General features: G+C 58.2%; 17 protein-coding genes. 4 read left to right on the top strand and 13 right to left on the bottom strand.

Annotation, left to right across the window (positions count from 1 at the left end; genetic code table 11):
• Nucleotides 1-93 precede the first annotated feature (93 nt).
• The 11 genes from ACYZUA_RS19485 to ACYZUA_RS19435 all read right to left on the bottom strand — a co-directional run bounded on the left by ACYZUA_RS19485 (nt 94) and on the right by ACYZUA_RS19435 (nt 11,584).
• Nucleotides 94-780, bottom strand: coding sequence for a hypothetical protein (locus ACYZUA_RS19485; protein WP_461960207.1), 687 nt, complete (start codon nt 778-780; stop codon nt 94-96).
• A gap of 77 nt (nt 781-857) precedes the next feature.
• Complete coding sequence (locus ACYZUA_RS19480) at nt 858-1,691, bottom strand: suppressor of fused domain protein (protein ID WP_461960206.1); 834 nt, start codon at nt 1,689-1,691, stop codon at nt 858-860.
• Between the two features lie 96 nt (nt 1,692-1,787).
• Nucleotides 1,788-3,269, bottom strand: a complete 1,482-nt coding sequence (locus ACYZUA_RS19475) for a hypothetical protein (protein WP_461960205.1) — start codon at nt 3,267-3,269, stop codon at nt 1,788-1,790.
• Nucleotides 3,270-3,460: 191 nt separating this feature from the next.
• Nucleotides 3,461-3,754, bottom strand: a complete 294-nt coding sequence (locus tag ACYZUA_RS19470) for a fructose-bisphosphate aldolase (RefSeq protein WP_461960204.1) — start codon at nt 3,752-3,754, stop codon at nt 3,461-3,463.
• A 567-nt stretch (nt 3,755-4,321) separates the two neighbouring features.
• Complete coding sequence (locus ACYZUA_RS19465) at nt 4,322-4,540, bottom strand: PLD nuclease N-terminal domain-containing protein (protein ID WP_461960203.1); 219 nt, start codon at nt 4,538-4,540, stop codon at nt 4,322-4,324.
• Between the two features lie 191 nt (nt 4,541-4,731).
• Nucleotides 4,732-6,147 carry a purine-cytosine permease family protein gene (locus ACYZUA_RS19460; protein ID WP_461960202.1) on the bottom strand — a complete coding sequence of 472 codons (1,416 nt, stop codon included), beginning with the start codon at nt 6,145-6,147 and terminating at the stop codon, nt 4,732-4,734.
• Between the two features lie 284 nt (nt 6,148-6,431).
• Nucleotides 6,432-7,583 carry an acetylornithine deacetylase gene (argE, locus tag ACYZUA_RS19455; RefSeq protein ID WP_461960201.1) on the bottom strand — a complete coding sequence of 384 codons (1,152 nt, stop codon included), beginning with the start codon at nt 7,581-7,583 and terminating at the stop codon, nt 6,432-6,434.
• Complete coding sequence (locus ACYZUA_RS19450; protein WP_461960200.1) at nt 7,580-8,257, bottom strand: DUF1028 domain-containing protein; 678 nt, start codon at nt 8,255-8,257, stop codon at nt 7,580-7,582. The genes argE and ACYZUA_RS19450 overlap by 4 nt, the downstream gene beginning before the upstream one ends.
• Before the next feature lie 140 nt (nt 8,258-8,397).
• The gene (locus ACYZUA_RS19445; RefSeq protein ID WP_008027166.1) at nt 8,398-8,814 is read right to left on the bottom strand and encodes a RidA family protein; all 417 of its coding nucleotides are present in this window, start codon (nt 8,812-8,814) and stop codon (nt 8,398-8,400) included.
• A gap of 24 nt (nt 8,815-8,838) precedes the next feature.
• The gene (locus ACYZUA_RS19440; protein ID WP_461960199.1) at nt 8,839-10,149 is read right to left on the bottom strand and encodes a flavin-containing monooxygenase; all 1,311 of its coding nucleotides are present in this window, start codon (nt 10,147-10,149) and stop codon (nt 8,839-8,841) included.
• Between the two features lie 160 nt (nt 10,150-10,309).
• On the bottom strand, nt 10,310-11,584 hold the full coding sequence (locus ACYZUA_RS19435; RefSeq protein WP_461960198.1) for a flavohemoglobin expression-modulating QEGLA motif protein: 1,275 nt from the start codon (nt 11,582-11,584) through the stop codon (nt 10,310-10,312).
• A 180-nt stretch (nt 11,585-11,764) separates the two neighbouring features.
• On the opposite strand from ACYZUA_RS19435, the gene ACYZUA_RS19430 reads away from it, so the two are divergent.
• The 3 genes from ACYZUA_RS19430 to ACYZUA_RS19420 are packed head-to-tail and all read left to right on the top strand — an operon-like array spanning nt 11,765 to nt 14,607.
• On the top strand, nt 11,765-11,908 hold the full coding sequence (locus tag ACYZUA_RS19430; protein ID WP_461960197.1) for a hypothetical protein: 144 nt from the start codon (nt 11,765-11,767) through the stop codon (nt 11,906-11,908).
• Between the two features lie 58 nt (nt 11,909-11,966).
• Nucleotides 11,967-12,788 carry a polyphosphate kinase 2 gene (gene ppk2 / locus ACYZUA_RS19425; protein WP_461960196.1) on the top strand — a complete coding sequence of 274 codons (822 nt, stop codon included), beginning with the start codon at nt 11,967-11,969 and terminating at the stop codon, nt 12,786-12,788.
• Nucleotides 12,789-12,837: 49 nt separating this feature from the next.
• Nucleotides 12,838-14,607 carry a SulP family inorganic anion transporter gene (locus ACYZUA_RS19420; protein ID WP_461960195.1) on the top strand — a complete coding sequence of 590 codons (1,770 nt, stop codon included), beginning with the start codon at nt 12,838-12,840 and terminating at the stop codon, nt 14,605-14,607.
• Nucleotides 14,608-14,623: 16 nt separating this feature from the next.
• Here ACYZUA_RS19420 and ACYZUA_RS19415 read toward each other — a convergent pair whose 3' ends face one another.
• Nucleotides 14,624-14,992, bottom strand: coding sequence for a DUF5064 family protein (locus tag ACYZUA_RS19415; protein WP_461960194.1), 369 nt, complete (start codon nt 14,990-14,992; stop codon nt 14,624-14,626).
• A gap of 172 nt (nt 14,993-15,164) precedes the next feature.
• Here ACYZUA_RS19415 and ACYZUA_RS19410 point away from each other — a divergent pair, with 172 nt between their 5' ends.
• Nucleotides 15,165-15,644 carry a VOC family protein gene (locus ACYZUA_RS19410; RefSeq protein ID WP_461960193.1) on the top strand — a complete coding sequence of 160 codons (480 nt, stop codon included), beginning with the start codon at nt 15,165-15,167 and terminating at the stop codon, nt 15,642-15,644.
• A gap of 17 nt (nt 15,645-15,661) precedes the next feature.
• On the opposite strand, the gene ACYZUA_RS19405 is transcribed toward ACYZUA_RS19410, so the two are convergent.
• Nucleotides 15,662-16,087 (bottom strand): hypothetical protein, encoded by a 426-nt coding sequence (locus ACYZUA_RS19405; protein WP_461960192.1) that lies wholly within the window; start codon nt 16,085-16,087, stop codon nt 15,662-15,664.
• Nucleotides 16,088-16,242 lie beyond the last annotated feature (155 nt).

Genomic DNA, 16,242 nt, shown 5'->3' with positions numbered 1-16,242 from the left:
ACAAAAGGTGGCAGATCCTGAGAGAAAAAGATTTACCACTTTTCTAGAATTCATAGGGGTAATGGCTTTGACATTATCCTTCTTAATAAAATCTCAAGGGAGAAGCTCCTTGATTTTTTTGTAAATATTCATGCAATTCTTTAATGCTTTCCAAGTGTTATTGTCATTGTGGCGCATGGATAAAGCAGCAAATATACCTTCTGGGTTATCTTGGTTCTCTTTCCTTATTCCAGATATTACCTCAAGGGCAAAGTTAAGGTGCTCTTGTATAGAGTGGTAAGCGCTGTTTTCAGTTGAGTCATCGATGGGTAGTTGAATGGAAAAGTACTGATGATTGATTTCGGTGAATAATAATAGAGATGGGAGTTTTTCAGTGTTTTCTATTTCGAACAATTCAATGAGTTGTTTGTTTTCTTTGGGCTCCTTCCATATTTTAACCATGAAGCCTGTGAACCCTCTTGGCATACTTGGAGTTTCATAGCTGCCTTTTTCTGGTCGTACCGAGAATACAGCAAAATTATTTCCCGTTAGCTCATGTAGTGCGAGCCAGTAGTCGTCGTCGCGCAATACCTTTTTTATGTGTGGGTGGCTGTCGGTATAAAGCATTACTCCGAAGAGAGGAACAACTTCTTCTCTTGACTTCTGTTCTTCAACTAGCGATTTGAATGAATTCACTGAGGTTTTCCACTGGTTAAAAATTCGTGTGTATGAAGCGGAAAAGATGACAGATCTATTTGAATACATAGATCTGTCACCTTTTTTTCGGTCACAGGTTTTCATCTGTGAACGCTCCTGGGAGGGCAACGCACTGTGCGGTGTCTTTCCTGATTGCTCACATGAAAACGACCGCTCGGTTTTCACACAACGCTAGCACGATTCAGATTGCTCATATGTCCGATGCCGGCGGCCTTCAAACGGCTGACCAGATCTTCGCGTGCTGCTCGCCCACCTGATCGGACATATTCAAGTTCCGATGCGGTGATCAATACCATCGAAACCAACCTGACCGGAGATAACGGCATGTCATCCAGTCGGGTCGGGAAATCCGGTTCCAGAGCTCCCAGCAGGACGCCTGTACAGTCGTCCTCGGTCACGAAGCTTTTGGGGAGTTGATCGCTCATGTGGTGCGACAGGCTGAACCCGGGAATTTCGAGAGATAGCGTACCGTACTGATCGAGCCGTTCGGTGACACCTCCAGCGTCAGCCACCGTTTTGGCAACGTGCTCCAACAGTTCGAATGCCCAGCTGTTTTTTAATGGATCGACGTCACCAAGTGAACCACGTGCGTGCTCGGGTATGTCAGCTGTTTCCATGAACAACTCCATCTCGAAACCATTGCCCATCCCTTCAACTCCATCGAATGGATCCGACAGGCCGTCGGTGGCAAGGAGTATCGAGTCACCACGGCGAACCACCCGGTAGGCCTGACGAGTCGAGGGCCAGTCAGGGCCACCTCTGAAACTCGGACTGATCATATAGGCAATGACGTCCCGCTCGACCGTGCCGACAGAGCGCCAATGACGATCCAGGCACGCTTCGCCGGCGAGTCGCGCAGCCAGATTGGCCGCTTCGGCCTCGTTCAACTCACCGAAAGCCGCCAGCTTCTGGAATGCCTCGATTTGCGGTTCGGCCCGGAGGTCTTGGGTGACAGGGCTTCTCAGTGAGTCGAGAAGCTTCTTAAAAAAATTCATGTGCGTTCCTTGCCGGGTTTTGGCATTGATGTGAAAACGCAGAAGCAGTGTGTGCTTCCACTTCAACGGTTTTTTTGGAGCTAATGGCCAGGCAACTCAAAATTCCACCGCCTCAATCGTCCATTCGCCCAGCACGTTCTTCGTGACGTATTGAGTCTGCACAAACACGCCATACGCTTCGAGGTAGACGTAAAGGTTGGTGGCGTATTGATAAGTATCTTTCATGCAACTGAGTACCTTGGCCGTCCCGGTCAAACTTGGGTGATACGTGCTGGCCGGCTTCTGCGACTCCACCTCGCAACTGTATCTGTTGTCGACCGGCACCAAGGCTCTGGGACCTTTCCCGCCGTTGCCGTAACGGAACTGCATATCCTGCGCCGTGTATCGCAGCAGTGCGCCGACTGGCATGTTCACCCAATCGCCCTCGAAGCTGAGGTTCGTGATCGCGTTATCCTCGATCGTTATCTCACCTGCACGAGTGCTGAACTCACTTTCAGCCAGGTCAATCAGGCCCCGGAAAGTGACTTTGGCCCACTGACTTCCTCTGCCTTTAAAACGCTCCGTCAGTTGTTTACTCGTCTCGTAAGAAAGGTATTTCGAGTCACGCCCGTTAAGCCGTGCGCCTTCATCTGAATACTGCCTTGGCTCGGACTTATCCGTGAACACCCGGCGCAAGTGTTGAATGCTTTTCTCCGGTTTGGGCATATTCAATGCCTCGATGGCTCTCAACACCGGGACGGCAACGGCGGGGACCGGCAATTCGAAGGGAGACTGCTCGCGTCCTTCAAAGTGTTTGTATTGATCCAGCGATTGCGGCTTGCCACAGGCCACCTGAAAAAGCTGACGCTCATCGGCGCTGAGGCTTTGCAGGCCGATGGCTTTAACTTCCGTTTGAACCGCTCCATTGATCACGCGGCTGTGCGCATCAAGATAGAAATGGCTTAACGCGGTCAGTTGTTGCAGGGCGCAGTTGGCCGTCCAGCGCTGGCGTGCCTGACTATACAAGACGTTTTTTGAGCCAGGCAGCAACAGTTCGGCGGGAAGTACCCGAGCAGTCCAGAAAGTTACCTCATCACCTTTTACTTTCAGGCTGCTGCGGTCGATCATCTGCCAATCCTGATGTTCGGGTGCCGAGAACACGCGCCATTGAGGCGGTGTTGTCTGGGCGCACACCTGCTTCAACTGCACGCCTTGCAGGTACTGGCTCTTTTGTTCCGCAGGCAATTGCCAGGATTCCTCTGAACGCCCCCGCGGTTTAACGGCGAATAGAGACATCCCCGCTTTGCTGCGGTAAGCCATTTGCGCATCGGGTTGGCTGCAGTTGGCGTCGAAACGTGCCAGATAGTGGAGTTCCGGGCTGGGGGACGAAGTCACTAAATAGGTGATCCTGTCTCCCTCTCGCACAATCGAACTCGGCTCGGGGGTCTCGAGCATCACACTGTTGAAGACCTCAAGGCCTGGCAGGGCCTCAGGTGTTGTGATTTGAGCGGACGCGGGCTTGGTCGCTTGGCATCCAGAAAGGATCAAGGCAGCGCCAAGCAGTGAAAAAACGCTGAAAGGGTGGGACGTGGCATCCATGCGGGTGTACTTCATCGAAAGAGTGATGGCATATTAACATGAGTACTGGCTGCCAAATAGGACAGCGCTTATAGAGACGATAGTGTGTTCTTGCTGTGCTGATAGAGAAGACAATACTCTCGCCAACTCGACAGGCCTGAACAACAAAAAACCCGCAACTCAGTGCGGGCTTTTTTACGACTCAACTCTGATCACTGACTCTTTGGTACATCAAACCCACGCTGCTCAATCACCCGAAACACATCGCTCACATCCTGGATCATGATCCGGGCGATGTTGGTGACGGTGTTGATGTCGTTTTCGGCGTAGTCGGGGAGGCTGGTGCAGGCCATGAGGTTGAGGTATTTGAGGACGGCGCTGAGGCGTTCACTGACGCAGTTGTGGAGTTCGCGGATTGGGGCGTCGCTGTCGATCAGGAGGACGGGGTAGTCGGTGGCGAATTGGGACATGGGGGTGAAGCGGCGAGGCGGGTTGTTCATGGTCATAAGTAGTTCTCTACGGAAGTAAATAGAGGCGCCACCTTTTCGCTGCGAAACAATTGGGTGGCAGTTGTACGCGGGTTCGCAGACCGAGAGATGACCGACACCCGGCAGACTCGAAAGTCTCCCACGCACAACCGCCATGAAATGAAACGCGGGCGAATTTTGCCAGAGTTCTCATTCGACGGTATTGGTCATCTCTTTATTAGGGCTGCGAAACCCATCGCTAACAGTGTCAGCGACCGGTCGAATATAGGCGCCAATTTAGGTGCTCACAACCGGGCTGTAGGACGGTTTGGCGCTTGTTGTGACAAGGCTGAATGCCACTGTTTTCGGGCTTGTCGCGGTGATTCGGGCCGTGTGGAGTGCCTTGGGAAATGGGGTGCAGGTTTTGGGGCCGCTTCGCGACCCAACGGGGATAAATCCCCTCGCCACAAAGGGTAAGTTCCTACACGGATTTCGGACGTCAGGTTTATGAAATCGGGTGATCAGAAACAACAAAGCCCCGAATTATCGTGGCTTTGTTCTTTGTGATTGCGCAGTTCCATAATCCTTACCGCACAGCATCCAACGTCATTGTCTGGCCTGCGGTGAATGCGGGTTGGGATTGGTGTGTTTCGGTCCCGCCAGTGCCCACGCTATCAGCCCGAATAGCGGTACAAACACGATCACCACCATCCATACGAGTTTGTTGCTTGATTTGCCTTCGGCTTTACGCACTTTGTTGATTGCCCATATCTCGACCAGCACAAGTATTGCGGCGAGTACGATCCAGATGGTTACGGTTTGCATGGGTCACCCTCCTGATAGTCATTCAGTTAGGTGATTGGTTGGGGGTGGGGTTCAATAAAATTCGGGGGTTGTGGGAATGGCGGGTAAAGCGAAAACGGGTTTACTCGCGAAAGGTGTGACAGTCGACATGGATGTTGACTGTCAGGACCTCTTCGCGAGCAGGCTCGCTCCCACAGGGGATTGGGTTCCAATTACAGACTGGTGGCCAGTTTCCCGCTCGACAAGCGACGCTTGTAAGCGGTGTCACGGTTGGCTAGCCAGTAGTAGAGCGGGGAGGTGATTAGCAGGCCGACCAGCCAGGACAAGTCAGCGCCGTTGATGTGTTCGGAGATTGGGCCGACGTACAGCGGCGTATTCATGAACGGAATCTGCACCACGATGCCAATCGCGTAGGCCAACAGTGCCTGCGGGTTGTACCGTCCATAAATCCCACCATCCACTTTGAAGATCGAACCGATGTCGTACTGACCTTTGTGAATGGCGTAGAAGTCGATCAGGTTGATCGCGGTCCACGGCACCAGCACCACGAGCAGCACCAGCACCATGTCGACGAAGTGGCCGATGAAGTTGGCGGAGGCGCCGACGGCGGCGAAGCAGCAGGCGGCGAGGACGATGATCGAGAGGACGGCGCGGCTTTTGGCGGTCGGGATCCAGCGGTGGGCGAAGGTTTGCACAAGGGTGATCAGCGACAGTACGGCGCCGTAGAGGTTGAGGGCGTTGTGGCTGATGACGCTGAGCAGGAACAGCACGAGCATCAGTGGGCCGATGGAGCCGGTGGCGAGTTTGACGGCGTCCATGGTGTCCATGCCGACGGGTGTGGCGAGGACGGCGACGGCGCCGAAGATGAACGAGAGGCTGGAGCCGAGCACGGTGCCAAGATACGTCGTCCAGAACGTTGCGGCCACGGGCACGTTGGCGGGCAGGTAGCGCGAGTAGTCGGAGACGTAGGGCGCGAAGGCGATTTGCCAGAGTGCGGCGAGGGAGACGGTGGCGAGCCAGCCGGAGATGTTGAAGCTGCCGCGGGTGAGGAAGTCGGCGGTCTGCACGTGGGTGAATATGTAGCCGAAGCCCAGCACGATGCCGGCACCGAGCACCCAGGTGCCGATGCGGTTGAGCAGGTGGATGAAGCGGTAGCCGATGATGCCGATGATGCCGGAACCGAGGGCGCCGATGACGATGCCCACCGGCACGGGCACGCTGTCGACCACGCCGTGCAGGGATTTGCCGGCGAGGACGATGTTGGAGGCGAAGAAGCCGATGTACATGATGCCGGCGATCAGCACCACCAGCAGTGCGCCGAGCGAGCCGAACTGGGCGCGGCTCTGGATCATTTGCGGAATGCCCATCTGCGGGCCTTGCGCCGAGTGCAACGCCATTAGCACCCCGCCGAGCAGGTGGCCAACGAGGATGGCGACGATGCCCCACACCAGGTTCAGGTGGAACATCTGCACGCCGAGGGCGCCGGTGACGATGGGCAACGGCGCGATGTTGCCGCCGAACCAGAGGGTGAACAGGTCGCGGGTTTTTCCGTGGCGATCTTCGGGCGGCACGTAGCCGATGGTGTGTTTTTCGATGAGCGGGGCGGAGGTTGTTGCTGCGGTAACCATGACGGACTCCAAGGCAATTTGAGTACGTGGACGTACTTCGGTGAGCGCTGCACGGGGCGACGCTTTTCTTGTTGGAGTTGATGATGTGCGGTGGGGAGTGAGAGATAAATTAGTAAGTTTGTGGGTATAGACGCTAAAAAATGTATGTCGGTTAGCAGCCGAAAAACCTGTGGGAGCGAGCCTGCTCGCGATGAGGGGCTGACAGTCAAAATTGATTTGGCTGACGGACCGCTATCGCGAGCAGGCTCGCTCCCACAGGGGATTTTGGGTGTTCAAAATCTTTGCTATTCGCTGATGGATAGCAGCATTCGTTGCAGCATGGCGTCGCAGGCGGTGAGTTGCTCGAGGCTGACGAATTCGTCGGGTTTGTGGCCTTGATCCATGCTGCCGGGGCCGCAGACGACGGTGGGAATGCCTGCGGCGTCGAATAGACCGCCCTCGGTTCCGAAGGCGACGGTGCCAAATTCTCGGGAGCCTGAGAACGCAGCAATCAACTCAGCCGCTTCACTGTGCGCATCGGTCGCCAACCCGGGATACGCCGACAACTCGCTGAAGCGAATCTCGCTCTGCTCACTCACGGCACGCATGCGCGGCAACACCTGTTGCTCGGCATAGGCCTTCAGCTCTTGCGCAACCTCACTCGGGTCATGCGAGGGCAGGGCGCGGATTTCGAAGTCGAAGCGGCAATCCGCCGGGACAATGTTCAAGGCCTTGCCGCCGGAAATCACACCAGTTTGAACGGTGCTGAACGGCGGATCGAATCGCGCGTCGTGATGCTCCGGCGCTTTGAGCCGGTTGCCAATCCGTCCCAGTTCACCGATCAGTTCGGCGGCGTATTCAATCGCATTGACCCCGAGCGGGGCATACGCCGAATGGCACGCGGCACCGTGAATATCGCAACGCATCGCCAGTTTGCCCTTGTGGCCGAGCACCGGTTTGAGCTCGGTCGGTTCGCCGATGATGCAGAGCATCGGTTTGACCGGGCGCTTTTCCAATTCCGACAGCAACGAACGCACACCGAGGCAGCCGACTTCTTCATCATACGAAAGCGCGATGTGTACCGGCACCCGCAGCGTGGCGTTCACCAGCGACGGAACCAACGCCAGTACGCAAGCAATGTAGCCTTTCATGTCCGCCGTGCCGCGACCGTACAATTTGCCGTCGCGCTCGGTGAGTTCAAACGGCGCAACGGTCCACGGCTGGCCGTCGACGGGCACCACGTCGGTGTGCCCCGACAGCACGATGCCCGGCCGGTCCGCCGGGCCAATGGTCGCGAACAGATTGGCCTTGCTGCGCTGCTCGTTGTAGACCAGTTCGCAAGGCACGTCGAAGCGTTCGAGGTAGTCGCGGACGAACTCGATGAGGTGCAGGTTTGATTCGCGGCTCGTGGTGTCGAACGCCACCAAGGTTTTCAGCAAATCGAGGCTGTTGCTCATCGGTCGTCTCCGGCGACACCGTAACCAGGGGATTTGTCGGGGGCCAGGGCGCGGTCGATGTAGTCCTGAACCTGTGGGCGATAGGCGTCCCACAATTTCTCAAGCTGACCGATTGGATCGTGATCCGCCCAATCTACCCGCAGGTTGATGATCGGCCAGGTCAGCTCGCCGACCACCACCACCGCCGCCGAATGCACTGGCCCGGCTTCACCGCCCGCTGCGATGGCTGCTTTCATGGCCGCCAGCAAGCGGTCGGTCAGTTGGCCCTCGCCATGCTCGAACGCCTCGACCATCGCTTCGATCACTGCACGGTCCGCCAGCATGTTGCCGGCAGCCACGCATTGATCGCCGGACACGGCGTTGTGATTGCCCAAGGTTTGCGAGCCGCTGAAGTGCGCGGTTTGGCCGAGGTGGTTAATTGCGGTGATCTGGCGGTATTGGCTGTAGCCGTTGCGGGTCAGGACTTTGTCCAACGCTTCGGCCGGCGTGAGGCCTTGTTCCATGAGGGCGAGAACTTCCGGGCCGAGCGACGGCAGGGTGATGTTTTGTGTGGAAACGGCGCCGACACCCGGCAGCAACCAGGGGCAACGGGCGCCGACGGCGATGCTGGAGGAACTGATCGCAATGCCGAACTGACCGGTTTCGGGGCAACGGGCGGCGATGGAGAAGGTCATGGTTTTGCTCCTTGTATTGCCTTGGCTGAGGTGGTGTCTGAGCTGGCCTCATCGCGAGCAAGCTCTGCTCCTACGGGACAGTCGTCGCACTGAAGATCCGCTGTAGGAGCAAAGCTTGCTCGCGATGGCCGCGACTCGGTCTACTCAGGAATCACCGCAATCACATCAATTTCCATCAACCACTGCGGCTGCCCCAACGCCGACACCACCAACCCGGTCGAAATCGGAAACACCCCTTTAAGCCACTTGCCCACTTCCTGATACACCGGCTCGCGATACCGCGGATCGATCAGGTAGGTGGTGGTTTTCACGATGTGGCTGAGGTCGCTACCAGCCTCTTCCAGCAACTGCTTGACGTTGCGCATGGCTTGCTCGGTTTGCGCTCTCGGGTCGCCGAGGCCTACCAGGTTGCCTTCGAAATCGGTGCCGACCTGACCGCGAACGTAAACGGTGTTGCCGGCACGGACCGCTTGGCACAGGTCATTGTCCAGGCTCTGGTTCGGGTAGGTTTCTTTGGTGTTGAACATGCGAATGCGGGTATGGGTTGGCGTGGACATTTGAAGCTCCTAAAGAAAAATCGCTCAAGCGCTGACGGTGGCTTTATGGGCGGCCGGGACGGTTTCAGACTCGCGTTGCGCGGCATCGTGGTAGTCGAGGTAGGAACGCTGGATGGCGATGTGATCCGCCACGTACTTGGCGTCATGCCAAACGCCCCAGATGAACGAAGAGCCGCGACGTGACTGCCACGGCAGCCCGAGGAAATACACGCCAGCTTCGCTCGACACGCCGCGCTGATGCGCCGGCTTGCCGTTGTCGTCGAAGGCATCAACCTTGAGCCAGCTGTAATCGGTGGCAAAACCGGTGGCCCAGATGATCGAGGTCACGCCGGCCTTGGCCAGGTCGAGCTGAAGAATCGGGTTGGTCACGCACTCCGGATCCGGGAAGGTAATGCGCGCTTCAGGCTCTTCCGGCAGGTCCAGGCCGTTGCGTTCGATGTAGGCATCGGCGGCATTGAGCAGCGCCAGATAGTTCTCGTCGCCGCGCGCCAGGTTCTCGGCAAGGTTCGGTTGAAAAGTCGCTACGCCGCCGTTGAACGATTGAGTCAAACCCACCAGCGTCATGCCGCGATGGGCGAGACCACGGAAGTCCACGGTGCGGCCGCCGTGTGCACCGCTGACCGCGATGGTGACGTGTTCCCGGCCGGGTTTCATGGCCGCCTGATCCCACTCACCAAGTACACCCAGCCACCAGCAGAAATCACGGTTGCGATAGGCGCGAGGAGGGCGGTCGTGTGCGCCGACCGAGAGGTAGACCTTCTTGCCTGCACGCTGCAATTCATCGGCGATTTGCACGCCCGACGAACCTGCGCCGACCACCAGAACAGCGCCTTCGGGCAGCTGCGCCGGGTTGCGATAGTCGGCGGAGTGGATCTGCAGGAATGGCTGATCTTTCGGCGCGATTGGCGGTATGACGGGGCGCTGGAATGGCCCGGTGGCGGCAACAACGCGGTTGGCCTCGATCACGCCTTCAGAGGTTTCGATGGTGAAGCCTGGGCGACCGACATTGCGCTCGACCTTCAGCACGTCCACGCCGGTGCGGATCGGGGCGTTGAATTTCTTGGCGTAGGCTTCGAAGTAGTCGGCAACCCGCTCTTTCGGGGCAAAGTCGTCGGGGCTGAGGTCGTCGAAATCGAGACCGGGAAAACGGTCGTGCCAGGCCGGACCGTTGGCCACCAACGAATCCCAACGGCCGGTGCGCCAGCGCTCGGCGATACGGTTGCGCTCCAGCACCAGGTGCGGCACGCCGAGTTTGCTCAGGTGTTCACTCATGGCCACGCCAGCCTGACCGGCGCCAACAATCAGCGTATCTGTTTTTATTTTTTCAGTGGTCATCTCAATACCCTTCGAAGTTGGATTTAGGTCGGTAACGGCCTGCCATTTCTTGGGGTCAAGACTAGGGATCACCCTGGTATCGGTAAAATATTATTAAGCTGGCATTTGAGTATAAATAACTGATGCAGAGCGTTTGGTTCGGTGGCTCTCCCTTTAAACACTAGGCGCTGGCATCGGCTTCATGCTCGTCGGCGAAGGCCATGAGCACCTCCAGATCGAGTACATCCAGCTTGATCCGGGAAATAAAAGCGGAGAAGGCGAGGTTGGCGGCGAGCAGACGCAGATCGGAGGCCCAGGCCGGGACATGGACCGGCCCCTGGAGCCAGCCGGACTCGAAAAGTGGGGCCAGGCGCACGGTATCGCCCAGACTAAGGCGTCCGGCGAACAGATGGCCCACCAGTTCCGGCCGGTTGTCGCGAATCGCGATGCGCAACAGGGTATGCACGCCGAGCAAACCGGTCAGGTAGGCGGCATCTTTGGTGAACGCCGAACCGCCGCGCAGGTCGGCGCCGCGGAACACCCGCTGGGTCGAGCGGAAGGACTCCTCTTGCGACTGACCGGCCGCGAGGAAACCTTCGAATACCTGAATGAAATCGGCGCCATCCAGCGCCTGCTGGACCGCGAGTACGCGCAGGGCGAGGCGGCGCAGGCGGTTGATGTCCATGCTGCCGGTGAACAGCTCGGCCAGGGTGGCGATGCCCTCCTGGGTCTGAGTCGTGCGTGGCGCCCCCAGGCCCAGGCTTTTGAGGTTGGGCTGGAGTGCGCCGTTTTGTGCCGTGGCGACATGCACGAAGGCTTCATGTTGCAACAACTGGTTCTTGTCCAGTTCCGAGAACAGCGCGCTGGCCCGCAGGCGGATGCGACTGGCCCCGGCGATGGCCTTGGCGGCCAGGGTCGGATCGAGCACGACGCTGATCCGGCCCGGTCCGAAGAAGCGGTCGAGTTCCGGCTGCATCCAGGCGGCGAAGACTTCGGCCGGGATTTCTGCCGGGCACGGTGGAATCCGCGCACCGCCCAGAAGGGCGTCGGTGGTCTTGAGGAAGAATTGGGCCGCGTCCAGCATGCTCAGTTTCAGGCGTGTGTAGTAGAAGTCCGGGCGCCGGTACAGCGCTGACGAATACTGCGTAAAGGCGGGTGTGCCAATGGCACCGAGCATGAACCCGGCCGTGGCATAGCTGCGCGCCGTCATGGCGAGATGGCGCCCGGCCGGATGACCCTCATCGCAGCGGCCGATAAAGGCTTCAAGGGCGGCGATGTCGGCGCTGTGGTCGCGCGGGCGCAGTTCGACCTTGGGCAGTTCTGCCTGCCCGGCGCGCCAACGTGCCAGGAACACTTCTTCGACCCCCTCCGGCCAGGCCAGGGCATCCAGCACGCGGATCTTGCGGGCCAGACCGGGCAGGGCGGCATCGAGTTCGGACAGGGGCGTGGTGCTCATGGAGATCTCCTTGGGAAACAAGGTTCAATCGCAAAAGTTTAGTCGTTGTCGATACGTCGCGTGGTGACAGGTGAAGTCTGAACTAAGCTGTTCGGTGTGCTGGCGGATGCTGGGTCTTGGCCATCCTGGCACGGCTGAAAACCAGGACCACGCTGACGCAGCCGTGGTGAGGATGAACGCATGCAAAGCACTGGAGAGCAAAAACGGGCCCGTGTACTTGATCCGGTCGATCGTGTCACGGAGGTCATCTTCGGCCTGCTCAGTCTTGCGATGGCCGTCACCGGCGCTGTGCTAATCACCGCGATCATCGCGCTCGGCGGATGAGTTGAAAGCAACCTACGCTGAATTCCTATCGGCGACTGGCATCTATGAGGTCTTGGTCATGGCAAAGGACAAGAAAAAAGCCCCTAAGCGTAAATCTGCTGAAACCCCGAAGCTGAAGAGCAAGGATTACCTTGAACAACTGCGCACCCTGCACGTCGAACTGGTCAAGTTACAGGAGTGGGTAAAAGCCAAGGGCATCAAGCTCTGCATCGTCTTCGAGGGGCGTGATGGCGCTGGCAAGGGCGGGACGATCAAGGCGATCACCGAGCGCGTCAGCCCGCGTGTCTTTCGGGTGGTGGCGCTAACGGCGCCGAATGATCGAGAGAAAAGCCAGATGTATGTCCAGCGTTACCTGCCGTACCTTCCCGCGGCCGGCGAAGTGGTGATCTTTGATCGCAGTTGGTACAACCGGGCGGGCGTCGAGCGGGTGATGGGGTTCTGCACTAAACAGCAGGTGGCCAGTTTCCTGAAGACAACGCCGCTGGTGGAGCGTGCAATCGTCGACTCTGGCGTAATCCTGCTCAAATACTGGCTGGAAGTCAGCGAAGACGAGCAGACCCGCCGGCTTCAGGAGCGCATTAATGATGGGCGCAAAATCTGGAAGCTGACCCCCATGGACCTCAAGTCATACAGCCGCTGGTATGACTATTCACGCGCGCGTGACGACATGTTCAAGGCGACTGACACCGATCATGCCCCATGGCTGGTGGCCAATTCCAACGACAAACGGCGGGCGCGCCTTAACATCATCTCCGATTTGCTCAGCCGCATCCCGTACAAGGATGTACCGCGCGAGGAGGTGATATTGCCCAAACGGCAGAAGCCAGGCGGCTATCGCGATCCGGATTATCCGCACCGGCGAGTGCCCGAAAAGTTCTGACGGGCACGTTTAAGCGAATCTGCGCTGTACACCTATAGGCCACAGCTTTATGAGCGATTCGGATTCTTCGCCTCCCGTCCCGGAACCGGGCCGGATTGCACGCCGGGATGCCGGCGACGAAACCGGTTGGAGCCGTTGGCTTCCTGGACTTCGCACGCTGCGCGGGTACCAGATTGCCTGGTTGCGTCACGACATCATGGCCGGGCTGGTGCTCACCACGATGTTGGTTCCCGTCGGCATCGCCTACGCCGTGGCATCGGGCGTACCCGGCATTTATGGCCTCTACGCGACCATCGTTCCGCTACTCGCTTACGCCATGTTCGGGCCTAGCCGGATTCTGGTGCTGGGCCCGGATTCCTCACTGGCCGCCGTTATCCTTGCTGTCGTCCTGCCCCTATCGGGCGGCGACCCGCATCGCGCCGTCGCCCTTGCGGGCATGATGGCGATCGTTTCAGGCACCGTGTGCATCCTGGCGGGCATCATGCGTTTGGGCTTCATTACGGAGTTGCTGTCCAAACCGATCCGCTACGGCTACATGAACGGCATCGCGCTGACGGTTTTGATCAGCCAACTGCCCAAGTTTTTCGGTTTTTCGATTGAGTCCGACGGCCCGCTGAGAAACATATGGGCTATCGCCACCGCGGTGATGGAAGGAAAGACTAACTGGACCGCGTTTATGATCGGCGCAGCCACCTTGGTCGTGATCCTGCTGCTCAAGGGCTTCAAGCGTGTGCCGGGCATTTTGATCGCCGTGGCAGGCGCGACCGTTGCCGTCGGCGTGCTGGACCTTGGCGCTCGCGCGGGTGTGTCGGTCCTCGGTGCTCTTCCACAAGGTTTACCTGCGTTCGCCATCCCCTGGATCACCCGCGACGATATGGTCCCCGTGCTCATCGGCGGTTTCGCCGTTGCCCTGGTGTCGTTCGCCGACACCAGCGTGCTCTCGCGTGTCTATGCGGCACGGACCCGAACCTATGTCGATCCGAACCAGGAGATGGCAGGGCTCGGTTTTGCCAATCTGGCGGCTGGATTTTTCCAGGGCTTTCCGATCAGCAGCAGTTCGTCACGCACCCCTGTGGCCGAAGCCGCCGGCGCCAAAACCCAGTTGACCGGGGTTGTCGGCGCGTTGGCAGTCGCCTTATTGCTGATGGTGGCGCCGAACCTGTTGCAGAGTTTGCCCAGCAGCGCACTGGCAGCGGTCGTGATCGCGTCGGCCATCGGCCTGATTGAAGTCGCCGATCTGCGACGCATTTATCGCATCCAGCGCTGGGAGTTCTGGTTGTCGATCGTCTGCACCGTCGGTGTGGCCGTGTTCGGTGCGATCGAGGGCATCGGCCTGGCCATCGTGATCGCCGTGATCGAATTTCTGTGGGATGGCTGGCGACCGTATTCGGCGGTGCTGGGGCGAGTCGATGGCATCAAGGGCTACCACGACATCCAGCGCTATCCCGACGCGCACCTTATACCCGGCCTGGTGCTGTTTCGCTGGGATGCGCCGTTGTTCTTCGCCAACGCCGAACTGTTCAATGAGCGAGTGCTCGACGCAGTGGCGGCATCGCCTACGCCCGTGCGCTGGTTGGTCGTTGCGGCGGAACCCGTCACCAGTGTGGACGTGACCTCTGCCGACATGTTGGCTGAGCTGGACGACACCTTGCACGCGGCAGGCATCAAATTGTGCGTGGCCGAGATGAAGGACCCGGTCAAGGACAAGCTGAAGCGATTCGGGCTGTTCGCGCGGCTTGGCGAAACGGCGTTCTTTCCAACCATAGGCAATGCCGTCGACAACTACCTTGCGATCTACCCGGTGAATGGGGCGCGCTGAGTGGCATTGGCGTCACTCAGCGACGGTCGTTCTCAGCGTTATCCAGATTGACTGGATCGCCTGGCTGGACGCCGAGTTTGTCGCGAATATCCTCGAACATCGCGTCGTATTCCTTGTGCCCGCGCATGATCAGACTGGCATTGGCGGGCACTCCATGCTTGGCCGCAGCCTTTGCCACGCGGCTGGCAAAGTTGAAGGCCGTGTCGCGGTGCATATCGAACTCTTCGGTGAAGCTTTTACCTGATACCGCTCCGTCCATCTTGAAGTGCATCAGCATGCCTTCCTTGGGGTCGCGGCGGACTTCATAGAAGACATCAATGTTGTATTCCGGGACTCCGGGAGTGCCAGGCGTATTAGTACGGTTCAGGTGACCGGGTGTGAACATGAGAGGCTCCTTTTGGGGGTGCGTGCTCCATAGTGTGGAGCTATCAATTTGTAGCAGCGCAAAATCTCCCCTTAGAGCTTAGGTGATCGCTTGGGGTTTTCTACCTTCAAGGTGCACGAAAGGCGTATCCGTACCAGAATGCACGTACCCGTTTCTTTTCTGGAGAACCGCGATGATCAGCAAAAACACGATTTGTCTGTGGTACGACGGTACCGCGCTGGACGCTGCGACGTTCTACGCCGAAACGTTCCCGGACAGCGAGGTGGGAGCCATCCTTCGCGCACCTGGCGACTATCCGGCAGGCAAGCAGGGCGATGTCTTGACGGTCGAGTTCACGGTGATCGGCATCCCTTGCCTCGGATTGAACGGAGGCTCGGGGGTCAAGCACAACGAGGCTTTTTCGTTCCAGGTGGCTACCGACGACCAGGCCGAAACGGATCGCTTGTGGGTCGCGATTGTCGGAAATGGCGGCCACGAAAACGTATGCGGCTGGTGCCAGGACAAGTGGGGAGTGTCATGGCAAATCACACCACGCGTTTTGACGGCTGCGATAGCCAATCCTGATCAAGCAGCGGCCAAGCGCGCGTTCGACGCCATGATGGAAATGGGAAAGATCGACATCGCTGGGATTGAAGCGGCGGTTAAGGGTTAACCAGCGCTGCTTGGGGGTTACTGGGTTTTCCAGTGACCACCACCCGACTCGCAATCAATTTTCGCCTGACTCAAATGCTCAGCACCGTAGTAATACGTAGTGACCTTCGCATTGTCCGGAATATTCAGCGATGTGCTGCTCTTGTCCTTGCTAGTGGAGTGAGGATTGGCCAGCGATTCTTGCGTCAACGTGGCGATGCAAGTGGCCTGAGAATGATCGGCACACTGTTCGACTTTTTTCTTGGTGCTGGTCAGCATGTCTTTGCTTTCGTTGCTGCATGACCAATCAATGGAGCCCACCGGCATGCCTTCGTACTCATAGCAGCTATGCGTTTCGACCACCGGCACGGAAGGACTTTGGGAGCGGGTCAGCACATCACAGCCTTCAGCCATGACCAGGGTGGGGGTCAGGCTGGCAAGCAAAAACAGCAGTCTACTGTTCATCGGGATTTCCTCTCCAATGGCGCCTTGATTGTTCAAAGATCAGCGCTGATAGGGTTTCGAAAACGCGATGAGGCGCGGGGTTCCATTGGTTTTTCAGATCCGTTGTGGGAGGGGGCGCAAAAAGCGCAGGCCCGATGGTATGCTCGCCGCGCCAC

The organism is Pseudomonas sp. LS2P72 (assembly GCF_054897865.1).
This window is presented reverse-complemented; position numbering and strand designations above follow the sequence as displayed.

Excerpts from the sequence above, each read along its gene's own strand:
- ACYZUA_RS19485 (WP_461960207.1), bottom strand. The coding sequence starts at position 780 with ATGAAAACCTGTGACCGAAAAAAAGGTGACAGATCTATGTATTCAAAT.
- ACYZUA_RS19480 (WP_461960206.1), bottom strand. The coding sequence starts at position 1,691 with ATGAATTTTTTTAAGAAGCTTCTCGACTCACTGAGAAGCCCTGTCACC.
- ACYZUA_RS19475 (WP_461960205.1), bottom strand. The coding sequence starts at position 3,269 with ATGGATGCCACGTCCCACCCTTTCAGCGTTTTTTCACTGCTTGGCGCT.
- ACYZUA_RS19470 (WP_461960204.1), bottom strand. The coding sequence starts at position 3,754 with ATGACCATGAACAACCCGCCTCGCCGCTTCACCCCCATGTCCCAATTC.
- ACYZUA_RS19465 (WP_461960203.1), bottom strand. The coding sequence starts at position 4,540 with ATGCAAACCGTAACCATCTGGATCGTACTCGCCGCAATACTTGTGCTG.
- ACYZUA_RS19460 (WP_461960202.1), bottom strand. The coding sequence starts at position 6,147 with ATGGTTACCGCAGCAACAACCTCCGCCCCGCTCATCGAAAAACACACC.
- argE (WP_461960201.1), bottom strand. The coding sequence starts at position 7,583 with ATGAGCAACAGCCTCGATTTGCTGAAAACCTTGGTGGCGTTCGACACC.
- ACYZUA_RS19450 (WP_461960200.1), bottom strand. The coding sequence starts at position 8,257 with ATGACCTTCTCCATCGCCGCCCGTTGCCCCGAAACCGGTCAGTTCGGC.
- ACYZUA_RS19445 (WP_008027166.1), bottom strand. The coding sequence starts at position 8,814 with ATGTCCACGCCAACCCATACCCGCATTCGCATGTTCAACACCAAAGAA.
- ACYZUA_RS19440 (WP_461960199.1), bottom strand. The coding sequence starts at position 10,149 with ATGACCACTGAAAAAATAAAAACAGATACGCTGATTGTTGGCGCCGGT.
- ACYZUA_RS19435 (WP_461960198.1), bottom strand. The coding sequence starts at position 11,584 with ATGAGCACCACGCCCCTGTCCGAACTCGATGCCGCCCTGCCCGGTCTG.
- ACYZUA_RS19430 (WP_461960197.1), top strand. The coding sequence starts at position 11,765 with ATGCAAAGCACTGGAGAGCAAAAACGGGCCCGTGTACTTGATCCGGTC.
- ppk2 (WP_461960196.1), top strand. The coding sequence starts at position 11,967 with ATGGCAAAGGACAAGAAAAAAGCCCCTAAGCGTAAATCTGCTGAAACC.
- ACYZUA_RS19420 (WP_461960195.1), top strand. The coding sequence starts at position 12,838 with ATGAGCGATTCGGATTCTTCGCCTCCCGTCCCGGAACCGGGCCGGATT.
- ACYZUA_RS19415 (WP_461960194.1), bottom strand. The coding sequence starts at position 14,992 with ATGTTCACACCCGGTCACCTGAACCGTACTAATACGCCTGGCACTCCC.
- ACYZUA_RS19410 (WP_461960193.1), top strand. The coding sequence starts at position 15,165 with ATGATCAGCAAAAACACGATTTGTCTGTGGTACGACGGTACCGCGCTG.
- ACYZUA_RS19405 (WP_461960192.1), bottom strand. The coding sequence starts at position 16,087 with ATGAACAGTAGACTGCTGTTTTTGCTTGCCAGCCTGACCCCCACCCTG.